Source organism: Rahnella sp. R3(2024) (assembly GCF_042920125.1).
Taxonomy (GTDB): Bacteria; Pseudomonadota; Gammaproteobacteria; order Enterobacterales; family Enterobacteriaceae; genus Rahnella; species Rahnella rivi.
This window is the reverse complement of the sequence record NZ_JBHGBU010000002.1, coordinates 310,577-330,449: the sequence shown is the minus strand read 5'-3', so window position 1 is coordinate 330,449 and position 19,873 is coordinate 310,577. Positions and strand designations below refer to the sequence as shown.

The window sequence follows — 19,873 nt, the reverse complement described above, 5'->3', positions numbered from 1 at the left end:
CTTAATCTCTCCTTGATAGCCAGTGGGCAGAGGGAAGGACGCGCCCGCCCTCTGCGGGTCAGATTAGAATTTCAGTGCGGCAGCGATATCTTCTTCGCTTTCTTCTTCTTCAATAATCTCCTGCGCTTTGTTCGACAGGATAACGAAAGGCATGTAAACCAGCGTGGCGACAGCCAGGTTAAACAAGGCCACTAACAATGCCGCGATGCTGCCATTACTGTTAAAGAAAGCGCCAAGGCCGGTCGGCATGGTCCAGGGCGCCAGGTTGGTCACCGGCGGAATAATGCCCATGGAGTAAGCCGCGAGCGTGATGGCCGCCAGAATGGGTTGCACCAGCACGAACGGAATAAACATGACCGGGTTCATGATGATCGGTAAACCAAACAGGATAGGCTCGTTAATCTGGAAGATGCCTGACGGCAGCGCCAGTTTTGCCACCTGGCGGTGATCCGCACGGCGTGAGGCAATGAAAATGGCGATAATCAGACCTAACGTCGCACCGGAACCGCCCAGCAGGATGTAGGAATCGAGCATCGGTTTCGCCCAGAAGTGGAACGTTTTACCCGCGTCAATGGCAGCACTCACTGAACCGTATTCGGTGTACAGCGCGATATTTTCCAGCGCCCACGGGGTCATGATGCCGTTGTCCAGCGCGGTCAGCGCAAGAGAACCGTGGACACCAAAGAACCACAGCAGGGAGTTGAAGATTACGTATGCCCAGCCCACCACGCTGCCCATAGATGCCAGCGGTTTGGAGATAGAATCCATAATAATCTGGTGGAAGTTGTGGCCGTATAATCCCAGCAGCCATGAAATCACACCGAAAATAAACAGAATGATAAAACCGGGAATTAACGCAGAGAATGAGCGGGCGACAGAGGTCGGCACGCTTTCGGGTAAAGTAATCACCCAATTTCTGCGGATAATAAACGTAAACATTTCGGCGACCACTAATCCGATCACCATACCGGAAATAATGTTCGCACCGCCTAACCAGTTCGCGCCTACCGCATAGGCTTCACCTACGCTGTAAGGTGTGACCGTCATAAAGGCGGCAACGGCTAATAACCCCGCTGACAGGGAATCCACTTTGCGTTCTTCGGCTAAAGCCATGCCGATAAAGAACGGCGCCATCAGCGACATAATACCCAGCGTACCGTTGTAGACATTAATACCGATGGTTTTTAAACCACTGAGGGTTTCAATCGTGGAAGGGTCTAAACGCACGCCTAAAGAATAGAAGAAAGAACCGGCACCAAAATTCAGGAAAACGTTATTAATTAAAACGAACATGGCACCGGCAAGGGTCAGCGGCATTAATTTAATAAAACCATTTTTGATGGCATTAATATGCGGCTGCTTACCAATTTTAACGGCAAAAGGAAGAAGTATCTTCTCCAGGGAATCAATAACTTTACTCATTCGCGTGTTCCTTTAATGCCGCCCTTCGGCGGCCAGGGTGTGAAATTCGCTCTTTGACTGGATTTCTCTTTGACTAAAGTAATTCAATGTAAAAAAGGACAAGGTATCGCTAAAAATTTACGCTTACTGAGTGGCGGCGGCTTTTTTGATGGCAGCAACGGCGGCTTTCAAAACACCTAAACCATCGATTTTGCCGTAAAGCACAGAATCGATCACTTCAACCGGTTTACCCGGTAATACTTTTTGAATCTCAGGCAACATATAAGCAATCTGCGGCCCCAGAAGTACCACATCCGCCGCATGCCCTTTTTCAGCGGCCAGTGTTTCCGGGAATGCTTCAATAATGACCGGCACTTCGTATTTTTCGGCCTGCACTTTCATTTTAGTCACCAGCAATGAAGTGGACATGCCTGCCGAGCAAAACAAATAGATGACTTTCTTTTCCATAATGAAACCCTCATATCCAGTTATGATTGCAGGCCAGACAAGCGTTCCTGCATTGCTGCCAAATGGGCATTTAAACGAAAAAAGATGTAATACGAATTGTCTCTGCTTGAGTCGAGTATACGGCATCACTTTAGCGGGTGATAATTCTGAGAAGTTAAAAATTGTCTCTCCTTGACCATTGCTTATGACTCCCTTCACATTTTGGGCAAATAACTGACGATGAAAAATAACACCGCAGCCCTGAACGCTGCTCACGCGCCAAAGTGTGCGGCAGATCCCTTTGCAGACAGGCGGGGTGATTTTTTCAGCGCCGGATGACGACGCGCCCCGGTGCGGCTAAGCTTGAAGTCATCTCACAGGAGGAAAAACGTCACTATGATCATTGAGACATCGCGGTTATTGCTGCGTCCGGTTGCAGACGCTGACCTGTATTCCCTCTTTGCCATTTACGGCGATCCGCAGACCAATCTGTTCAACCCGCGCGGCCCGCTGCCGGACAGGGCGGCGGCACAGGAAAAACTGAGCGGCTGGTTACGCGAATGGCCGGAGCACGGCTTCGGCCACTGGGCGATTACGCTGAACCATAAACCCGATGAGGTCATCGGGTTTGGCGGGCTGGGAGTCCGTGAAGGTTATGAGAATCACCGGGTGTTTCTCGGCTACCGCTTCGCCACCACGGCGTGGGGAAAAGGGCTGGCGACCGAGTTTGCCAGCGTGGCGCTCAATACGGGTTTTGAGAAACTGGGAATACCGCGGATCTCCGCCACCGTGCGCGAAAACCATCTGGCTTCCCAGCGCGTTCTGGAAAAAATCGGGATGCAAAAAGTCGGTTTTGAGGGCGACCCTCTGCACGGCACGGGCAGTTATCTTTACCGGCAAACCGACCGGCGCACGTTGCGCTGACCATTAAGAGTCATGGCGCGGGGGAGATTTTGGAGGATAATCGCTGGCAATCGATCTCACTTTAAGGAACACAGGGCATGACCCAGCAACCTGCGCCAGAAGATTACTACACCGAAAAATACGGCCTTACCCGCACCCATTCAGAAATCATCCATGCAGCCGGTTATGTTCAGCCGGGCAAAGCGTTGGATCTGGGCTGTGGCAGCGGGCGCAACTCGCTGTATCTCAACCTGAAAGGCTTTGATGTGACGGGATGGGACAATAACGCCATGAGCGTGGCGAAAGTGAATGACATTATTGCGGCGGAATCTCTGCACAATATCGCCATCAGCGAACAGGATCTGAACACGCACCGTTTCAGCGGCGAATACGATTTCATCTTTTCCACCGTGGTCATGATGTTTCTGCAACGCGACAGTATCCCGCACATTCTCGAAGACATGCACGCGGCCACCAAAACCGGCGGCTACAACCTGATTGTCGCCGCGATGGACAGCCCGGATTATCCTTGCCCGCTGCCCTTCCCGTTTACCTTTAAGCCCGATGAATTGCGCCACGCTTATCGTGGCTGGGAAATCGTGAAATACAACGAGGATATTGGCGAATTGCATAAACGTGACGAAAACGGTGACCGGTACAAGCTTCGCTTTGCCACCTTGCTGGCGAAGAAAATGTAAGACGGATAACGCTGGCGCACGCGTCGCCAGCCCTTATTTCCCCGGTGATCCCTGCCAGAATTCTCGCCTGAACATTCTTGCCAGAGTGTTGACGTCCGTGTGATAATACCGCGCGTCAATTCTTTAAATACTCTGTAAAATCATAAATTTAACGTTTAATGACTCTGTTTTTCTCGCGCCCAAAGCGGTTCAGAACAGGGTTTCTTTTTATTATTCGTCGCCAAGCGCGGCAACATTCAGAGATTCGTATGAACTGGGACGTCATGAAGTGGTTGATCGGTATTTATCTGGGCTGTTTTTTAGGTCTTCTTAAGATGGCTTACTCCGACCCTAAGTTTTACCTTGAATATATCGACAAGAAATTCACTTATGTCTGTTACACCTGCTTTATTGTCTGCGGCGCATTATGGTTTGGCCTCTATTCAGCCAGGGGATATGCCATTGACAATATTGATTTAATTTCAGAGCAACTTACATTGATAGACAAAGAATATAATTACGTCACCTCATATCTTCTTTCAATGATAATTGGTTCGGGGATCTCTTTTGCTTCCAGCATTTTGTTTATCGATATTGCCCGCAAAAAGATCGCCTCTGCCACGGCAGAATAACTCTCTCTGATGATGCTTCAGCAGGGAGCGGCCCACTCCCTGCTTCATCAACTCCTTGTTTCCCTACCTGCCGTTATCCCCTTGCACCGCACCACGGGCGCGTTCGATCGCAACGACTTCCCGTTTACCGAAAACTGAAATATCCCCTTTCAACTCCCCATCCTGCTGCGGCGAATAGACATAAAGCATGATGTCTACGCCCTCTTTCGGTGAGTAGTCGCCAAAATGGCTGTACACGCCGCCGACATAACACTGCTCATCGATCCACACCGGAATATCGCCGATAGCCTGTACTTCATAACCCGGTAGAGGCGAACGGCCATAAAACCCGGCCTCATTTTGACTCAGAGACGGCGGCACCGGACAGACCGAAACGGCTGGCGAAGCAGAACTGCCTGCATTGGGCTGATGCGCCTGCAAAGCGGCTAAACTTTTCCCGACGCTGACTTTTTGTTTATCCGATAACGTCAGCCAGGACGTTTCTTTATCCCGCGGATCCGGGGAGGTGACCGACAGCGCATAGCGGTACGTGACCGTTATTTTTGCCACGCTGGCGTTGTGGCTGAAGGGGCGAAGCAGATAAATATTGTCCACGCCGAAATAGCTGACCCGGTAGGCGAGATAAATCTGCTTATTGAGCCTGATCCAGTAGCCCGCCTGATTTGCGCCGCGTGCGTTGGTTGAATACAAATAACCGGGCACCGAAGCATCCGGATCTGCCTTCACGGTGGAATAAAAGGTGCCCTTTCCTCTTTTCAATATCCCGGTATAGGTGAATATGCCGGTGCCCCCGATATAGGCATCAATAATGAGATCCCGTTTGCCATCCCCGTCGAGATCCACCAGCGTATAACTGGCCGTTTGGTTTTCTGTAAAGACGACCACGTTAGATTTCTGAAATGCCTGCCATTCGTCATCTGTGATATCCGCTGAGGGCTTTTTCTTTGGCAGCTTGTTCTTTTCCTCCCCCTCGTAGGTGATATCAAACCGGGTCACCTGCGTTTCCGGGCTGGCGTAACGACTCATCAGCGTTTCGACAGGCATCTGATTGTTCAGGTTTTTTTCCTTTTGCAGCGCGGCGAATAATTCATCCTGCGCTGCACTGTCGTCAGCCGGTTTTGATGTGGCGTCGGCTCTTTGCACGAAGGCGGCTGGCGTATCCAGCAGCCCCTGGAAGTCATCCATTTTAAGCAAGACGGCGTTAACCCCTTCACCTGAGAGATCAGCAGCCTGATCCGGCTGCGCGATCTGAATCTGCTTGTCATGAAGAAGTGCCTGTAACGCACCACTGACCTGTGATGCGGTGAAGGCAAACTGCCCGTTCTCTTCGCGGGTTAAGATACCGGCAGCCTGACCGCCGAGAATCAGCTGCGGGGAATTGTCTGAGGCGTGAGTATCGGAAAAAATCAGGCTGACGCTCGCCTGCCCGGCAGCATCTGTTTTTCGCGTGAGCAAAACGGACGCCGTGTTGCCCCCTTTCATCCTTCCCGTGGCATGACAGAGACGCACATTCTCACACACCAGCGACCAGTCTTTACGGGTAAAACGCAGACCCTCATTATCCTGTGCAAAAAGAGAAACTGAAAAGGCGCTTAAAAATACGATGAGTGCCGTGCGTAACATGGTCGTCCCTGAGGAAAGTTTTTTGTGCGAGTCATACTAGTTGAAAAGTAACGACTTTAGAATCAGCGCCTCCGGCGGGTGATACATTCCCTGTCCGGGCGGCGGCATCACAAACCCAAACCAGTCATCGTATGCCTGACCCAGCCAGAATCATCCGCCGTGCACCTTTAGCCGTTGGAAGAACATGTATGTACCCGGCATGATGTGATTGCGAGTCTGTCCGCGCAACTCAACATCAAATCCCAAATCTTTGCCACCCATAAGCCACCCCACAAAATACTGATTATGCATACAGCATAAGCATGAGTAACATGCAAGGAAAGTCCGGTCGGAGACACTTCTGTTATACCGCTGATCGGCAAGGTCTTTGTATATTAAGCACGGCATCAGGACCGGATCAGCAACCCGATAGCCATTTATTGTCGCAAAGAATCTTAGCCCTTATGGCACGGAAGCCTGATGCTATAATCGATGCATATAAATTTGAAAGGAATCTCAATGCGTATTTCACCGTTAGCTTTAATGCTTATACCCGCCCTGTCTTCCGCCTCTCTCAAAGATTTTGATCTGGAGGCAATGGGTCAACACCTCACCATTCCAGCCTCTTGCATCAAGCAAGTTCAAAATAATGAAAATGAAGAAACGGTCAATAGTGGTGTTTATTTAGAGATTATGTCGCCGTGCTCTCAATCCTTGTCTGAAATCACCACAATGAACATTGGCAAAACAATGACCATTTCTTATGGTGGTCAGGTTGTACAGAAAGCAACCATAGCCTCTCGATTGTCAAATGGATTTATGTTCAACACGAACGGCGGCAACATGATGGTAATTCGTCAAATCATCGCTGATTCTGAGGCAAAGTAATGTCATACAATCTTGCTGACCTGCCCAAAGCCTAAATGGACAAAATCAACGTGGATTTAGCTGCGGGCGGCGTTGCTTTCAAAGAGCGATACAACCAGCCGGTCATCGCTGATGATCATCGAGCGTGAACAGCCTGAGCATCTGCGTGAATACCTCAGGGAACGTTTTGGCTGACATAAACACTCCTTCATTAAGCCTCCGTTATGAGGCAAAAAAGTGTCTACGAAACCCGGGTCTATTCACACCCGGCAATAAATGCGCTGAAAAGCCAGATGCAATTCACACGCATGCGGGAGCAAAAGGAGGGTGTTGTGAACCTAAGGGAGTATGGAAAGCATCGAACTGACATTTGCACATTTGTCTTCAATCAACCCGTGCCCGGGGTTCATCCGACTAAGAGCATTTGCTATGGGCCGGGCTACATTCCGGCGGCATGGAATAATCTGTTAAAGCGAGCTGGCAGTCGGCACACAAATGCGCAGATGGTATTCAGCGTTTATGTAAAATGGATGGCTGAACAAAATGGCGACCAAATCGCCATCCTCAATCAGAATCTCGACTTCAACGCCCCACAATAAACTGGCCGGAATAGAATAGTTAACTATTACAGCCAGTTATCCCCTTCTCAGTGTTTTATCATCACATGCCGGATCGCCGTGTAATCTTCCAGCCCGTACATCGACATATCCTTTCCGTAGCCGGATTGTTTTTGTCCTCCGTGCGGCATCTCGCTGACCAGCATGAAGTGGGTATTAACCCAGGTGCAACCGTATTGCAGACGCGCGCTCAGGCGGTGGGCGCGACCAATGTTTTGCGTCCAGACGGAAGATGCCAGCCCGTAGTTGGATTCATTTGCCCACGTCAGAACCTGCTCTTCCGTATCAAACTCGGTCACGCTGACCACCGGGCCGAACACTTCGCGTTGCACAATTTCATCTTCCTGACGCGCACCCGCCAGCACCGTGGGCTGGAAGTAATACCCCTCGCCGCGCACCCGTTCGCCACCGGTGATGACCTGAATATGCGCGACGTCTTTCGCCCGCTGCACAAAGCCCTCCACCCGCTCTAAATGCGCCGCTGACACCAGCGGGCCCGTTTCGCTGCTTTCATCGGTGCCCAGTTTGAGGGTGGAAACGGCCTCGCCCAGCGCTTTCACCAGCTGCGCATACACCCCTTTTTGCGCGTAGATGCGGCAGGCGGCGGTGCAATCCTGTCCGGCGTTGTAGAACCCGAACGTGCGCACGCCTTCCACCACCTGGTCGATATCGGCGTCATCGAAAACGATCACCGGCGCTTTGCCGCCGAGTTCCATATGCGTGCGTTTGATGCCGGTGGTCGCCTGAGCGACAATTTTCTCGCCGGTAGAAACAGAACCGGTCAGCGAAATCATCCGCACTTTATCGTGATGGGTGAGCGCGCTGCCGACCGATTTACCGTCGCCAAACAGCACGTTCAGCACGCCAGCCGGAAAGATATCCCGCGCCAGTTCGCCGAGTTTCAGTGCGGTCAGCGGGGTGATTTCGGAAGGTTTGATCACCACGCAGTTGCCTGCCGCCAGCGCCGGAGCGATTTTCCACGCGGCCATCATCAGCGGGTAGTTCCAGGGGGCGATGGAGGCCACCACGCCCAGCGGATCGCGGCGGATCATTGACGTATGCCCGGCGAGATATTCGCCGCCGGCTAATCCGCTCAGGCAACGGCTGGCACCGGCAAAGAAGCGGAACACGTCAACCACCGCCGGAATTTCATCATTCAGCGCCAGATGGAAAGGCTTACCGCAGTTCAGCGACTCCAGCTTTGCCAGCGCTTCGGCGTTTTCTTCGATGCGGTCTGCCAGCGCCAGCAGCAGTTCCGCACGGGTTTTCGGCGTGGTCTGGCCCCAGTCGGTAAAAGCACTGTGCGCCAGATCGACCGTCTGACGGGTTTGTTGTTCACTGGCCTGCGCCAGACGGACAATCTCCTGCCCGGTATGCGGGTTGAAAACCGGCAGTGACGTTCCTTCTCCGGCCACCAGCTCACCGTTAATCAGCATGTTCGTTTGCATCAGTTATTCCTTATTATTTGCCGTCACCGGCCACATCTGACCCGTTTCTTGTGAGATACCACGCGCCCAGAATCGGGATCATGGTGAGCACCATCAGGCACAGCGCCACCACGTTGGTCACCGGCACTTCGCGCGGCCTGCCCAGCTGGTTAAGCAGCCAGATGGGCAACGTGCGTTCATGACCGGCGGTAAACGTGGTGACAATGATTTCGTCGAAAGAGAGCGCGAACGCCAGCATGCCGCCCGCCAGCAGCGCGGTGCTGAGGTTTGGCAAAATGATATAGCGGAAGGTTTGCCAGCCGTCTGCGCCTAAATCCATCGAGGCTTCGATCAGGCTGTGCGTGATACGGCGAAAACGGGCGATCACGTTGTTATAAACAATCACCATGCAAAACGTCGCATGGCCGATGACAATCGTCAGCATGCCCGGCTCGATGTGTGCCGCGTGAAAAGCGTTGAGCAGCGCCAGACCGGTGATGATCCCCGGCAGGGCAATCGGCAACATAAACAACAGGGTTATGCTGTTTTTGCCATAAAATTCACGCCGGTACAGCGCCGCGGCAGCCAGCGTGCCGAGCACCATGGCAATCAGCGTGGCGCAACAGGCGATTTGCACCGAAAGCCAGATGGCGTCGAGAATGTCGTGACGCCCTGCCGCGACGGCAAACCAGTGCAGCGTGAAGCCTTTCGGCGGAAAGCTGAACGCCGCATCTTCGGTGTTGAAGGCATACACCGCGATGATCAGCAGCGGGAAGTGCAGAAAGACCAGTCCGCCCCACGCGGAGAGTTTGAGTAACCAGGGTGCGCGTTTAGAGTGCATCGAAAGCTCCCAGTCGTTTGACCATCGATAAATACAACGCAATCAGCACGATAGGCACCAGCGTGAACGCGGCGGCCATGGGCATATTGCCGATCGAACCCTGCTGCGAGTAGACCATGTTGCCGATGTAATACCCCGGCGGGCCCACCAGTTGCGGGATGATGTAATCACCCAGCGTCAGCGAGAACGTGAAGATCGAACCGGCGGCGATACCCGGTACGGCCAGCGGGAAGATCACGTAGCGCAGCGTCTGCCAGGGTTTTGCACCTAAATCTTCTGATGCATGAATCAGCGACGGCGGCAGGCGTTCGAGTGCGGCCTGAATCGGCAAGATCATAAACGGCAGCCAGATATAGACGAACACCCAGAAGCGCCCGATGCCTGAGGTTGACAGCGTATTGCCGCCGATGCCCGGCAGGCTCAGCATGGCCGTCAGCAGCGGTTGCAGCCCGAGGTGTTCGAGGAACCATTGCAGCACGCCGCCTTTAGAGAGCAGCAGGGTCCACGCATAGGCTTTGACGATATAACTGGCCCACATCGGCATCATGATGGCGATGTAAAAGAAAGCTTTCTTTTTGCCGGTGATATAACGCGCCATGTAATAGGCAATCGGAAACGCCAGCACCGCGCTGAAGAAAGACACCAGCAGCGCCATCGTCACCGTGCGGACAATAATGTCGGCATTCACCGGATCAAACAGGGCGCGGATATTGGCCGTCGTCAGCGTCGAGGAGACGGTCATGGTGAAATCGTCAAAGGTATAGAAACCCTGCCACAACAGCGCGAACAGCGAACCTAAATAGATCGCGCCAAACCACAGCAGCGGCGGCACCAGCAGCAGCGCCAGATAAAATCCCGGCCTGTGATGCAGGTAAGTCACCAGTGCGCGGCCACGCCCCACACGCTTTTCATAAGGAGTCATACTGATATCCATCTTTTAGCCCTCAAGCAGCGTGACCATGGCATCTCTGTCCCAACACGCCACCACCGGCTGACCTTGCCGGAAGTGGTGTTGCGCACTGGCCGCCAGGTTGTTGGGCTCACTGACAAACAGACGCTCGCCGCCTTCCAGTGCCAGTTCGTAGCGTGTCGCCGCGCCCTGAAAATGGATGTCTTTGAGGATGGCGTTGACCTGCACCGACTGGCTGTCTGCCAGCGGCTGTGGCGCGAGGCGGATGTGTTCCGGACGAATAGAACGGCTGCCGGAGACACCGGTGATTTTGAAGGAGAGATCGGCGGTCAGGACGTTCGCCGTACCGACAAACTGCGCAACGAACGCGGTACGCGGATTGAGGTACAGCTCACGCGGCGTATCAACCTGTTCGATACGGCCATTGTTGAACACCGCCACGCGGTCAGACATCGACAGCGCTTCGCCCTGGTCGTGGGTGACAAAAATAAAGGTGATGCCCAGTTCGCGTTGCAGCTTTTTCAGCTCACCCTGCATCTGCTCTCGTAATTTTAAATCCAGCGCGCCGAGGGGTTCATCCAGCAGCAGCACGCTGGGCTGATTCACCAGCGCCCTGGCCAGCGCCACGCGCTGACGCTGGCCGCCGGACAAAAACGCCGGTTTGCGCGCCGCGGTAAAGCCAAGCGCCACCCGCTCCAGCGATTCCATCGCACGGATTTGACGTTCCTTTTTCCCCACGCCTTTCACCATCAGGCCATACGCGACATTTTCCAGCACGGTCATGTGCGGGAACAGCGCGTAATCCTGAAACACGGTGTTGACGTCCCGCTCATAGGGGGCGAGCTGCGAGGCTTCTTTGCCGTGAATGCGCACCGAGCCGGAGGTCAGGGTTTCAAAGCCGGCAATCAGACGCAGGCAGGTGGTTTTGCCCGAGCCGGAAGGCCCGAGCATGGAAAAGAATTCACCGTCCTGAATGTCAATTGAGACATTATCGACGGCTTTGGTTTCCCCATATAATCGGGAAGCATTAATAAATTGTACGGCGGCCATAACGGACTCCCGGATTCGGTTTTTAATAGAAGGGCTAAACGCAACCTATGACAGCGGATTACCGGCCGCCCATGATGGCGATATAGTCCTGAGTCCACTTGCTGTACGGCACGTATTTACCGCCTTCGGACTGAGGTGTTTTCCAGAATGAAATCGCGGTGAATTTATTAAAGCCGTTCGTTTCGCAACCTTCCGCCCCTAACAGCGGGCTGGCTTTACACCCGGCCGGTACGCTCGGCACGGAACCAAACCATGCCGCAACGTCGCCCTGCACTTTTGGCTCCAGCGACCAGTTCATCCACTGATAGGCGCAGTTCGGGTGCTCGGCGTCGGCAGCCAGCATGGTGGTATCCGCCCAGCCAGTGACGCCCTCTTTCGGGAAGACGGTGGCGATCGGTTGTTTTTCGCCTTTCAGCGCATTGGCCTGATACGGCCACGAGCTGCTGGCGACCACGCCTTCGTTTTTGAAATCACTCATCTGTACCGATGCATCGTGCCAGTAGCGGTGGATCAGCGGATGCTGACCGCGCAGCAATTTCAGCACGGCCTGGTACTGGGTTTCGTTGAGCTGATACGGATCGTCGATTTTCAGATCAGGCTGGGTGCTTTTCAGGTAAAGCGCGGCATCCGCAATGGCGATCGGGCCGTCATACGCCTGCACGCGTCCCTGATTGGGTTTGCCGTCAGGCAAATTTTGCGGCACGAAAATCACTGACCAGCTGTCAGGCGCAGTGGGGAAGGTTTTGGTGTTGTACATCAACAGGTTCGGCCCCCACTGATAAGGCGTGCCATAGACTTTTCCGGCAACGTTAAACCATTCGCCTTTCAGCAGGCGCGGGTCGAGATTCTTCCAGTTGGCAATCAGCGCCGGGTTGATCGGCTGAACGCGTTTACCGTAAATCAGCCGCAGTGAAGCATCTCCCGAGGCGGTGACCAGATCATAGCCCCCCTTCGCCATCAGGCTGACCATTTCATCTGACGTCGCCGCAGTTTTGACATTAACCTTACAGCTGGTTTGTTTTTCAAACTGCGTCACCCAGTCGTAATTCTTGTCACTTTCGCCGCGTTCAATATATCCCGGCCAGGCGACGATATTTAATTGTCCTTCGCCTTTTCCTACCGCCGTCGGTAAGTCTGCGGCCACCGCCGTATTAAGAAAACTCAGCAGACCTAAACAAACCGCAGATAACTTTTTACTGCCAGATGGTTCTTTATTGAAAATAAGTGTTTTCATTGGATACCCCTGTCCTGTCGTCGTATTTGTCTGTTATTAGAATTGTGGTTTGAACTTCGCCATGATGTGCCTGACTACGCTGTAATCCTGTAACGAATAACTCGAGAGATCGTTGCCATACCCGGAGCGTTTTAATCCGCCGTGGGGCATTTCGCTGACTAAAGAAAAGTGCGTGTTAATCCAGGTGGTGCCGTATTGCAGATGGGAGGAAATTTGCATCGCAAGATCGATATTTTGCGTCCAGACCGAGGATGCCAGCCCGTATTCTGATTCATTCGCCCAGTCCACGACCTGCTGAACGGTGTCGAAGCGGGTGACGCTGACCACCGGGCCAAACACTTCCCGCTGGACGATTTCGTCAGTTTGCAGACATCCCGCCAGCAGCGTGGGCTGGTAATAGAAGCCGGGACCGGAATGGGACGCCGCGCCGGTGATACGCTCGATATGCGGCTGACTCAGCGCCCGTTCGACAAAGCTCGACACGCGATCCCGCTGGCGTGCGCTGATAAGCGGCCCCATAAAGTTTTCGCTGTCATTCTTTCTGGCGAAAGAGAGTTGCGATACCGCCTCGCCCAATTTTTCCACCAGCCGTTCGTAGATCCCGGCCTGCGCATACACGCGGCAGGCGGAAGTACAATCCTGCCCCGCGTTGTAATATCCCCAGCAGCTGACCGCCTGCACCACGTCATCAATGTCGGCATCGTTGCAAACGATCACCGGCGCTTTGCCGCCCAGCTCAAGATGAGTGCGTTTCACCGTTTTCACCGCCGCCTGCAAAATGCGCTGCCCGGTGACGATGTCGCCGGTCAGTGAAATCAGACGGACATGCGGATGACTGACCAGCGCATTACCGACCCCTTCACCGCTGCCGGTAATGACGTTCAGCACACCCGGCGGCAGGATCTCCTGCAACGCGGGCAGCAAGGCCAAAATGGTCAGCGGAGTATGTTCAGAGGGTTTAAACACCACGGTGTTGCCCGCCGCCAGCGCGGGAGCAATTTTCCACGCTGACATCATCAGCGGGTAATTCCAGGGGGCAATCGAGGCCACCACGCCCAGCGGGTCGCGGCGCACCATCGAGGTGTGGCCGGGCAGATATTCGCCGGAAAGTTGCCCCTGCTGGCAACGCACTGCCCCGGCAAAGAAGCGAAAGACATCGACAGCGGCAGGTAAATCGTCTTTCAGCGCCTGATGCAGCGGTTTACCGCAGTTGATGGCTTCGAGCTGTGCCAGCGAATGCGCCTGTTTTTCGATGGCGTCGGCGATACGCAAAAGCACGGAGGCCCGTTCGGCTGGCGTGGTGCGTGACCAGCGGCTGAAAGCGGCATTGGCGGCATTCACCGCCAGAGCGACTTGTGCCAGAGAGGTTTCGGCGACCTCGGCAATCACGTCACCGGTCGCAGGGTTGAAAATGTTTTGCGTCGCGCCTTCACCGTGCAGAAGGTCGCCATTGATTACATGCTTTTCAGAAAAACTGGCAACAAATTCTGCATCCGACATTGCACTGCCCTCAGTTCAGAGAATCATCCTTAATTAACAAAAATGTTATTAGTTAGTAACAAACCTGCTAATTCACAGTAGGTAATTTCTCTGAGGGCAACAAATAGCAATTATTGAAGTCTGCGTTCGGTTAAACCGAATGCTCCTTGTCAGGGTCTGCGCTTGGCGCTGTTTTCACGTGCAATGGTCAGGAATGGCGTAACCAGCTCCGGCCTCGCGCTGCCGCGCCGCCACGCCAGCCCGATATCCAGCGGTTCGATGGAATCCTCCAGTTTGCTGGCTTCAATCATATTGCCTTCCAGCGACCAGGCGCGGTAGGCCATGTCCGGCTGAACCGAAACGCCCAGACCGGCCGCAACCAGGCTGCGTACCGCCTCGGTGGAGGCGGTTTTCATCGCGATATTGGGTTTCAGCCCCGCCCGTGCCCACAGCCGCTGCGCATGTTTCTCCATTTCATCGACGTTGAGCTGGATCAGCGGTTCATTCGCGATATCCGCCAGCGAAATACTTTCGCGCTCCAGCAACGGATGCAGCGGCGGCAGCCACAGGCGGTAGGAGGAATGGGTCAGCACTTCGGTTTGCAGCGCATCGCGATCTTCCAGATTGGAGAGGATCAGCACGCCGATATCGATTTCACCGCTCACCAGCAGATGTTCGATGTACTGACGCTCATCCTCCACCACTTTGACCTCAACATTCGGGTAATACGCATTGAATTGCTTGAGCAAATCCACCAGAAAATAGCCAGCCACCAGGCTGGTCACGCCGAGCGTGATCTGACCGGTGACGCTTTCTGTCCCCATTTGCAGGCTGCGTTTGGCGTTATCGACAGTGGCGAGGATCAGATAAGACTGGCGTAAAAACTGGTGCCCCTGATGGGTCAGCGTCATGCCTTTCGCATGGCGGTCGAACAGCCGCGCTTCGGTTTCCACCTCAAGCTGCTGAATGGCCTGCGTCAGCGATGACTGAGACACAAAGGAGGCCTGCGCCGCAGCGGAAATCGAACCGGTTTCAGCAACGGCAATAAAATGGCGGATCTGGCGTAACGTCAGCATGGGGCGCCTCAACATCTCATTAAAAAACCGAACAGCATCGGGCACCATTCGGTTTAAGGGAATGATTGAGTTAAGGCAGGCAGGGATTTTTTGTCAAATGGCAGGACAGAAGGATGACAGATTTGGGATCAGAAACACAAAAGCCATGCAAAATTCGCATGGCTCATTGTTCTGAGAAAAAGAATCAGAATTTGACGATCAATTTTCCAGCTTGTACGTCAGGGTGATTTCCGCGTTAAGCACTTTGGAAACCGGGCAACCGGCTTTCGCCGCTTTGATAATTTCGTCGAATTTGTCTTTATCAATGCCGGGCAGTTTGACCGTGCTGTCGAGCGCGATCTTAGTAATGGCGAAGCCGCCATCGACTTTATCAAGAGAAACATCTGCCACGGTATCAATGCTTTCAGGGACATGCCCTGCTTCGCCGAGCATCAATGACAGCGCCATTGAGAAACAGGCGGAATGTGCCGCGCCGAGCAATTCTTCCGGGTTAGTCCCCGGTTTACCCTCGAAGCGGGTATTGAATCCGTAAGGCTGGTCTTTCAGAGCACCGCTTTCAGAAGAGATATAACCTTTTCCGTGTTTGATGTCGCCTTCCCAATGCGCCTGTCCTTTCTTATGAATGGTCATGTATTCCTCCGGTTTTTTTAACATTCACCTTAAGTATAGACGCTGATGCTCATCCCGCAACGATGCCGCCCTTTTCAGGCACTGATGGTTTATTACTCAGTAACAAAAAATCTTATTTAAATGCAATCCTGGGATCATATGATCACAGGATTCATGATCCGAAATAGACACAGATTGGGAACAAAGGGTTTATTTAAAGAATATTCTTATTCGACTTTATGTTTGTGGTGGCAGGTCTGTGTATGAAAACAGATGAAGAATTCGCCTTCGGGACAGGGGAGAACAAATAGAAAAAAGGGCCGGTGGATCTGTCCAGGCCCTTTTAACATTCGTGCCAGATTATAACATTCGCCAGATTAATGTATGTCCAGTTCCACAGCCCACTCGGAAACCATGTCACGGGAAATATAATTTACCTCGCAATTACAACCTGTTGAAGAAAAAGTTAAATACCCAATACACGGGAAAGACTCTGGGTGCAATTCGGTCAGTACCTCTTTAATCTCACCATCACTCATTAACGGGGATACCGTTGCCTTTGACAGCTGAAAGTAGTTGTCGAACATCCATGTAATATAGTCCGTCTCGTTTTTCAGCACTTTCATTTAACATCCTCCTGTCCTTTCACTCCGATTATAAAAAAGTAGCAGGCGACTGCAATTGTGGCGAATAATAAATCATTAAAATTGCCAATTGTCTATTTTATATCAAATTTCCCCACCGCAGAGGGCGTGGGGAATAAGGGGAAAGTGCTTATGTGGAGAGATTTCCTGATGACTGACGCGATTATCTCTTCCCACCCTGCACGTTTACCGGCTGCGGACGTGACAGATAAATGGTGATCGCCGCCAGCAAAGTCAGCACTCCACCGAGCAGGAATGCGCTGCTGACACCGGCGTTATCCGCCAGTACGCCGCCAAACAATGCCCCCAGCGCCAGCGATGTCTGGAACACACAAACCAGCAGTGCTGAACCGGTTTCAAACAGCGCGGGCGATGCCTGATACGTCCAGATATTCAGACATACCGGCAATGCGCCGAACGCCAGGCCCCAGAGGATCACCAGCGCACTGGCCAGCGCCAGCGGAACATGAAATGTTGACAGCACCAGCACCGACAGGCTGAGTAACAACATGTTGAGCATAAACGCCCGCTTCACACCGAATTCCCGCACGGTGAATTCCGACGCCAGCGTACCGATAAGCCCCGCAATACCGTATCCCATCAGCAAGAGAGAAATACTGCTGGCGGAGAGGTGCAAATCAAAACGCAGCCAGGGTTCAAGATAGGTATAGGCCGCGAAATGCCCGCCCGCCATAAAGACGCCGATAATCAGCGCGTAGCGGATACCCGGCACTTTGGTCACGCCCAGCATGGCGCGCAGCCCAATCGACTGCTGCGCCGGAAGGGACGGCAGCGCTATCCATTGCAGGACAAAAATCACCAGCGCCATGACCGCATTAAGCGTGAACGCCATTCTCCAGCCGAACAGATCGCCGATAAAGGCGCCGGCGGGCACGCCGGCCACCGTACCGACCGCCACGCCAGCGGTGATCAGCGAAATCGCCCGCGCACCCTGCTCTTCCGGCACCAGACGCCGCCCGGAGGGGATGGCAAAAGACCAGAATCCCCCGACACCGACGCCGAGAATAATGCGTCCGATCAGCAAAACGTTAAACGAGTCCGCCATCACCGCAATGCCGTTGGCGAGGATCACCGTGGCAGACAGCAGAAGCAGGAGTCTGCGACGATCCATACGTTTGGCAAACAGCATAATCAGCGGAGCAGAAATCGCCGCAACCAGCCCCGGCAACATTACCGCCAGCCCGGCATGGCCTTCGGTCACGCCCAGCGAACGGGCGATCGGCGAAAGCAGGCCGATCGGCAGAAATTCAGTGTTAACCAGCACGAATGTGCCGCAGGCGAGAGAAAATACCGCCAGCCATCGGCGGAAAGCAGAAGTCTGTGGCCGGGTGTCCAGCGATGCGCACTCAGTCATTATTATTATCCTTAGCAGGTGAATTAACGGGTGTTCGGCTGCCATAAAACGTGATCACCATCACGCGGTCAAGATTTTTGCTCAGGATCGAAAAGTTATAACCCATAGCGAAATACACTAAGCCAGTCCCCGCCTGCCATGCGGCTTACAGAGGGATCGGAGCTGACACATTTGCAGGGCACATACAGATCCCCCGATCAGGAAATCCCTCCACATAGAAGTATGTTGTAACTAAGTTGGTACGCTAAAGCGTTGAGCGAAAAGACGGGCGAGAAAATCAGGAAATTTGGACGAAATGGCCGTTGCTGACTTCGCGATAATGGCGGGCAAGCGGCTGATACGTGGCCGGGCGTAACGGGCTGGCGAGTTCATCCGGGATCACAGTGCGTTTGCGGTGAACGGTGGGATCAGGAACCGGCACGGCGGCCAGCAATTTGCGGGTGTAAGGATGTTGCGGATTGTCGAAAATATCGGCGCGGGAGCCGATTTCCACGATTTCGCCCAGATACATCACGGCGACACGGTGGCTAATGCGTTCTACCACGGCCATATCGTGGGAAATAAACAGATACGCCAGCCCGAGCTGCTGCTGGAGATCGAGCATCAGATTGATCACCTGCGCTTTGACGGAAACGTCCAGCGCAGAAACGGCTTCGTCGGCAATAATGAGTTTCGGTTCCAGCGCCAGCGCGCGGGCGATGCAGATCCGCTGACGCTGGCCGCCGGAAAACTGATGCGGGAATCGCGTCGCCATGCTGCTTTGCAGGCCGACCTGCTCCAGCAACTGCGCCACGCGGATTTTCGCACCGGCATTATCGTGCAGCCCGAGGCTGACCATCGGTTCGGCAATGGCCTGGCCGATACGCATCCGCGGATTCAGGCTTTCGTAAGGATCCTGAAAAATCATCTGCGCCTGAGTGCGGAAATCCGCAAGCTGGCTGCGATCGGCGCGGCGGATATCCTGCCCGGAGATCAGCACCTCCCCGGACGTCGCTTCGGTCAGTCGTAAAATCGTGCGCCCGGTGGTGGATTTTCCGCAGCCGGATTCCCCCACCAGCGACAGCGTTTCACCCGGTTGCAGGCTGAAAGAGAGATCTTCAACCGCATGAACGCGCGAGGAAACCCGGCGCAAAAAACCGGATTTCACATCAAAGCGCGTCACGAGGTTTTTGACCTCGAGCACCGGCTGGCCGGCACGCAGCGTATTGACGGAATCTGCTACCGGCTGCGGTTCGCCGGTGTGCAGGTCGCGCAGCGGAAAACGCTGCGGCAAGGCAATGCCGGTCATCGCGCCGAGACGCGGCACCGCTGCCAGCAGCGCCTGGGTATAGGCATGGCGCGGACGGTGAAAAATCTCCCGCGTGGTCGCCTGCTCAACCGCTTCGCCCCGGTGCATCACCAGCGTGCGGTCGGCCACTTCGGCCACCACGCCCATATCGTGAGTGATGAACAGCACCGACATCCCCTCTTCTTCCTGCAAAGATTTGATGAGCGCCAGGATCTGCGCCTGAATGGTGACATCCAGCGCGGTGGTCGGTTCGTCGGCAATCAGTAAACGTGGATTACACGCCAGCGCAATGGCGATCACCACACGCTGGCGCATACCGCCGGAGAAACTCAGCGGATATTCATTCAGCCGCGACGCGGCGGCGGGAATGCGAACTTTTTCCAGCAGGCGAACCGCCTCGGCGCGGGCGGTGGCGTCGTCCATCCCACGGTGGCGTTTCAGCACTTCGGTGATTTGCACACCAATTTTGAGCACCGGATTCAGGCTGGTCATCGGCTCCTGAAAGATCATGCCGATACGGTTGCCGCGAATGCTCTGCATCTGCCGCGGGTTCAGGGTCAGTAAATCCTGGCCGTCGAACAGGACGCTGCCCGAATAGCGGGTGTGCCTCGGGTCCAGCAGTTGCATGATCGACATGGCGGTGACGCTTTTACCGGAGCCGGATTCGCCCACCAGCGCCAGCGTTTCTTTTGCGCCAAGCGTGAACGACAGGTCACGCACCACATTCAGCCATTCGCCTTCCACAGAAAACGCGGTATTGAGTTTTTCGACCTGTAACACCGGATCGCGCATCA

General features: G+C 54.0%; 19 protein-coding genes and 1 pseudogene. 6 read left to right on the top strand and 14 right to left on the bottom strand.

The genetic code is table 11. From position 1 onward, the window contains the following. Positions 1–63: 63 nt before the first annotated feature. Together chbC and ABSH60_RS21925 are read right to left on the bottom strand one after the other, a co-directional pair. Positions 64–1,422: a PTS N,N'-diacetylchitobiose transporter subunit IIC gene (gene chbC, locus ABSH60_RS21930; RefSeq protein ID WP_122096784.1), complete on the bottom strand. Its 1,359-nt coding sequence runs from the start codon at positions 1,420–1,422 to the stop codon at positions 64–66. Positions 1,423–1,545: 123 nt separating this feature from the next. After that, positions 1,546–1,869, bottom strand: coding sequence for a PTS sugar transporter subunit IIB (locus ABSH60_RS21925; protein WP_056779975.1), 324 nt, complete (start codon positions 1,867–1,869; stop codon positions 1,546–1,548). Positions 1,870–2,244: 375 nt separating this feature from the next. Here ABSH60_RS21925 and ABSH60_RS21920 point away from each other — a divergent pair, with 375 nt between their 5' ends. From ABSH60_RS21920 to ABSH60_RS21910, 3 genes are all read left to right on the top strand, one after another. Beyond that, entirely contained in the window at positions 2,245–2,772 is a 528-nt protein-coding gene (locus ABSH60_RS21920) for a GNAT family N-acetyltransferase (protein ID WP_217203116.1), read from the top strand. A gap of 77 nt (positions 2,773–2,849) precedes the next feature. Beyond that, positions 2,850–3,449, top strand: coding sequence for a tellurite resistance methyltransferase TehB (gene tehB, locus ABSH60_RS21915; protein ID WP_056779970.1), 600 nt, complete (start codon positions 2,850–2,852; stop codon positions 3,447–3,449). Between the two features lie 248 nt (positions 3,450–3,697). Then, positions 3,698–4,060, top strand: a complete 363-nt coding sequence (locus tag ABSH60_RS21910; RefSeq protein ID WP_056779967.1) for a hypothetical protein — start codon at positions 3,698–3,700, stop codon at positions 4,058–4,060. 63 nt (positions 4,061–4,123) lie between these two features. Here ABSH60_RS21910 and ABSH60_RS21905 read toward each other — a convergent pair whose 3' ends face one another. Beyond that, the gene (locus ABSH60_RS21905) at positions 4,124–5,683 is read right to left on the bottom strand and encodes a DUF1176 domain-containing protein (RefSeq protein WP_390976151.1); all 1,560 of its coding nucleotides are present in this window, start codon (positions 5,681–5,683) and stop codon (positions 4,124–4,126) included. Positions 5,684–6,181: 498 nt separating this feature from the next. On the opposite strand from ABSH60_RS21905, the gene ABSH60_RS21900 reads away from it, so the two are divergent. From ABSH60_RS21900 to ABSH60_RS21890, 3 genes and pseudogenes are all read left to right on the top strand, one after another. Beyond that, the gene (locus ABSH60_RS21900) at positions 6,182–6,550 is read left to right on the top strand and encodes a hypothetical protein (RefSeq protein WP_390976149.1); all 369 of its coding nucleotides are present in this window, start codon (positions 6,182–6,184) and stop codon (positions 6,548–6,550) included. A 35-nt stretch (positions 6,551–6,585) separates the two neighbouring features. Continuing rightward, positions 6,586–6,724: pseudogene (locus ABSH60_RS21895) on the top strand (DNA polymerase III subunit theta). A gap of 98 nt (positions 6,725–6,822) precedes the next feature. Next, positions 6,823–7,128, top strand: a complete 306-nt coding sequence (locus ABSH60_RS21890) for a hypothetical protein (protein WP_390976147.1) — start codon at positions 6,823–6,825, stop codon at positions 7,126–7,128. Positions 7,129–7,175: 47 nt separating this feature from the next. On the opposite strand, the gene ABSH60_RS21885 is transcribed toward ABSH60_RS21890, so the two are convergent. The 11 genes from ABSH60_RS21885 to ABSH60_RS21835 form a co-directional block, all read right to left on the bottom strand. Next, the gene (locus ABSH60_RS21885) at positions 7,176–8,594 is read right to left on the bottom strand and encodes an aminobutyraldehyde dehydrogenase (RefSeq protein WP_390976145.1); all 1,419 of its coding nucleotides are present in this window, start codon (positions 8,592–8,594) and stop codon (positions 7,176–7,178) included. 13 nt (positions 8,595–8,607) lie between these two features. Next, positions 8,608–9,414 carry an ABC transporter permease gene (locus ABSH60_RS21880; RefSeq protein ID WP_056779951.1) on the bottom strand — a complete coding sequence of 269 codons (807 nt, stop codon included), beginning with the start codon at positions 9,412–9,414 and terminating at the stop codon, positions 8,608–8,610. Further along, positions 9,404–10,336 carry an ABC transporter permease subunit gene (locus ABSH60_RS21875; protein WP_390976467.1) on the bottom strand — a complete coding sequence of 311 codons (933 nt, stop codon included), beginning with the start codon at positions 10,334–10,336 and terminating at the stop codon, positions 9,404–9,406. Before ABSH60_RS21875 ends, ABSH60_RS21880 begins: the two co-directional genes overlap by 11 nt. Positions 10,337–10,351: 15 nt before the next feature. Next, entirely contained in the window at positions 10,352–11,374 is a 1,023-nt protein-coding gene (locus ABSH60_RS21870) for an ATP-binding cassette domain-containing protein (RefSeq protein WP_390976144.1), read from the bottom strand. Between the two features lie 58 nt (positions 11,375–11,432). Then, a complete protein-coding gene (gene ydcS / locus ABSH60_RS21865; protein ID WP_390976142.1) occupies positions 11,433–12,608 on the bottom strand; it encodes a putative ABC transporter substrate-binding protein YdcS in 1,176 nt (391 codons plus the stop codon). A 36-nt stretch (positions 12,609–12,644) separates the two neighbouring features. Further along, a complete protein-coding gene (locus ABSH60_RS21860; protein ID WP_390976140.1) occupies positions 12,645–14,108 on the bottom strand; it encodes an aminobutyraldehyde dehydrogenase in 1,464 nt (487 codons plus the stop codon). A 149-nt stretch (positions 14,109–14,257) separates the two neighbouring features. Beyond that, a complete protein-coding gene (locus ABSH60_RS21855) occupies positions 14,258–15,163 on the bottom strand; it encodes a LysR substrate-binding domain-containing protein (protein WP_056779938.1) in 906 nt (301 codons plus the stop codon). Between the two features lie 198 nt (positions 15,164–15,361). After that, the gene (locus tag ABSH60_RS21850) at positions 15,362–15,793 is read right to left on the bottom strand and encodes an OsmC family protein (protein WP_122096795.1); all 432 of its coding nucleotides are present in this window, start codon (positions 15,791–15,793) and stop codon (positions 15,362–15,364) included. A gap of 356 nt (positions 15,794–16,149) precedes the next feature. After that, complete coding sequence (locus ABSH60_RS21845) at positions 16,150–16,398, bottom strand: hypothetical protein (protein ID WP_056779932.1); 249 nt, start codon at positions 16,396–16,398, stop codon at positions 16,150–16,152. A 181-nt stretch (positions 16,399–16,579) separates the two neighbouring features. Continuing rightward, positions 16,580–17,791 (bottom strand): MFS transporter, encoded by a 1,212-nt coding sequence (locus ABSH60_RS21840; protein WP_390976138.1) that lies wholly within the window; start codon positions 17,789–17,791, stop codon positions 16,580–16,582. A 277-nt stretch (positions 17,792–18,068) separates the two neighbouring features. Further along, entirely contained in the window at positions 18,069–19,871 is a 1,803-nt protein-coding gene (locus ABSH60_RS21835) for a dipeptide ABC transporter ATP-binding protein (protein ID WP_390976465.1), read from the bottom strand. Between the last annotated feature and the right edge of the window lie 2 nt (positions 19,872–19,873).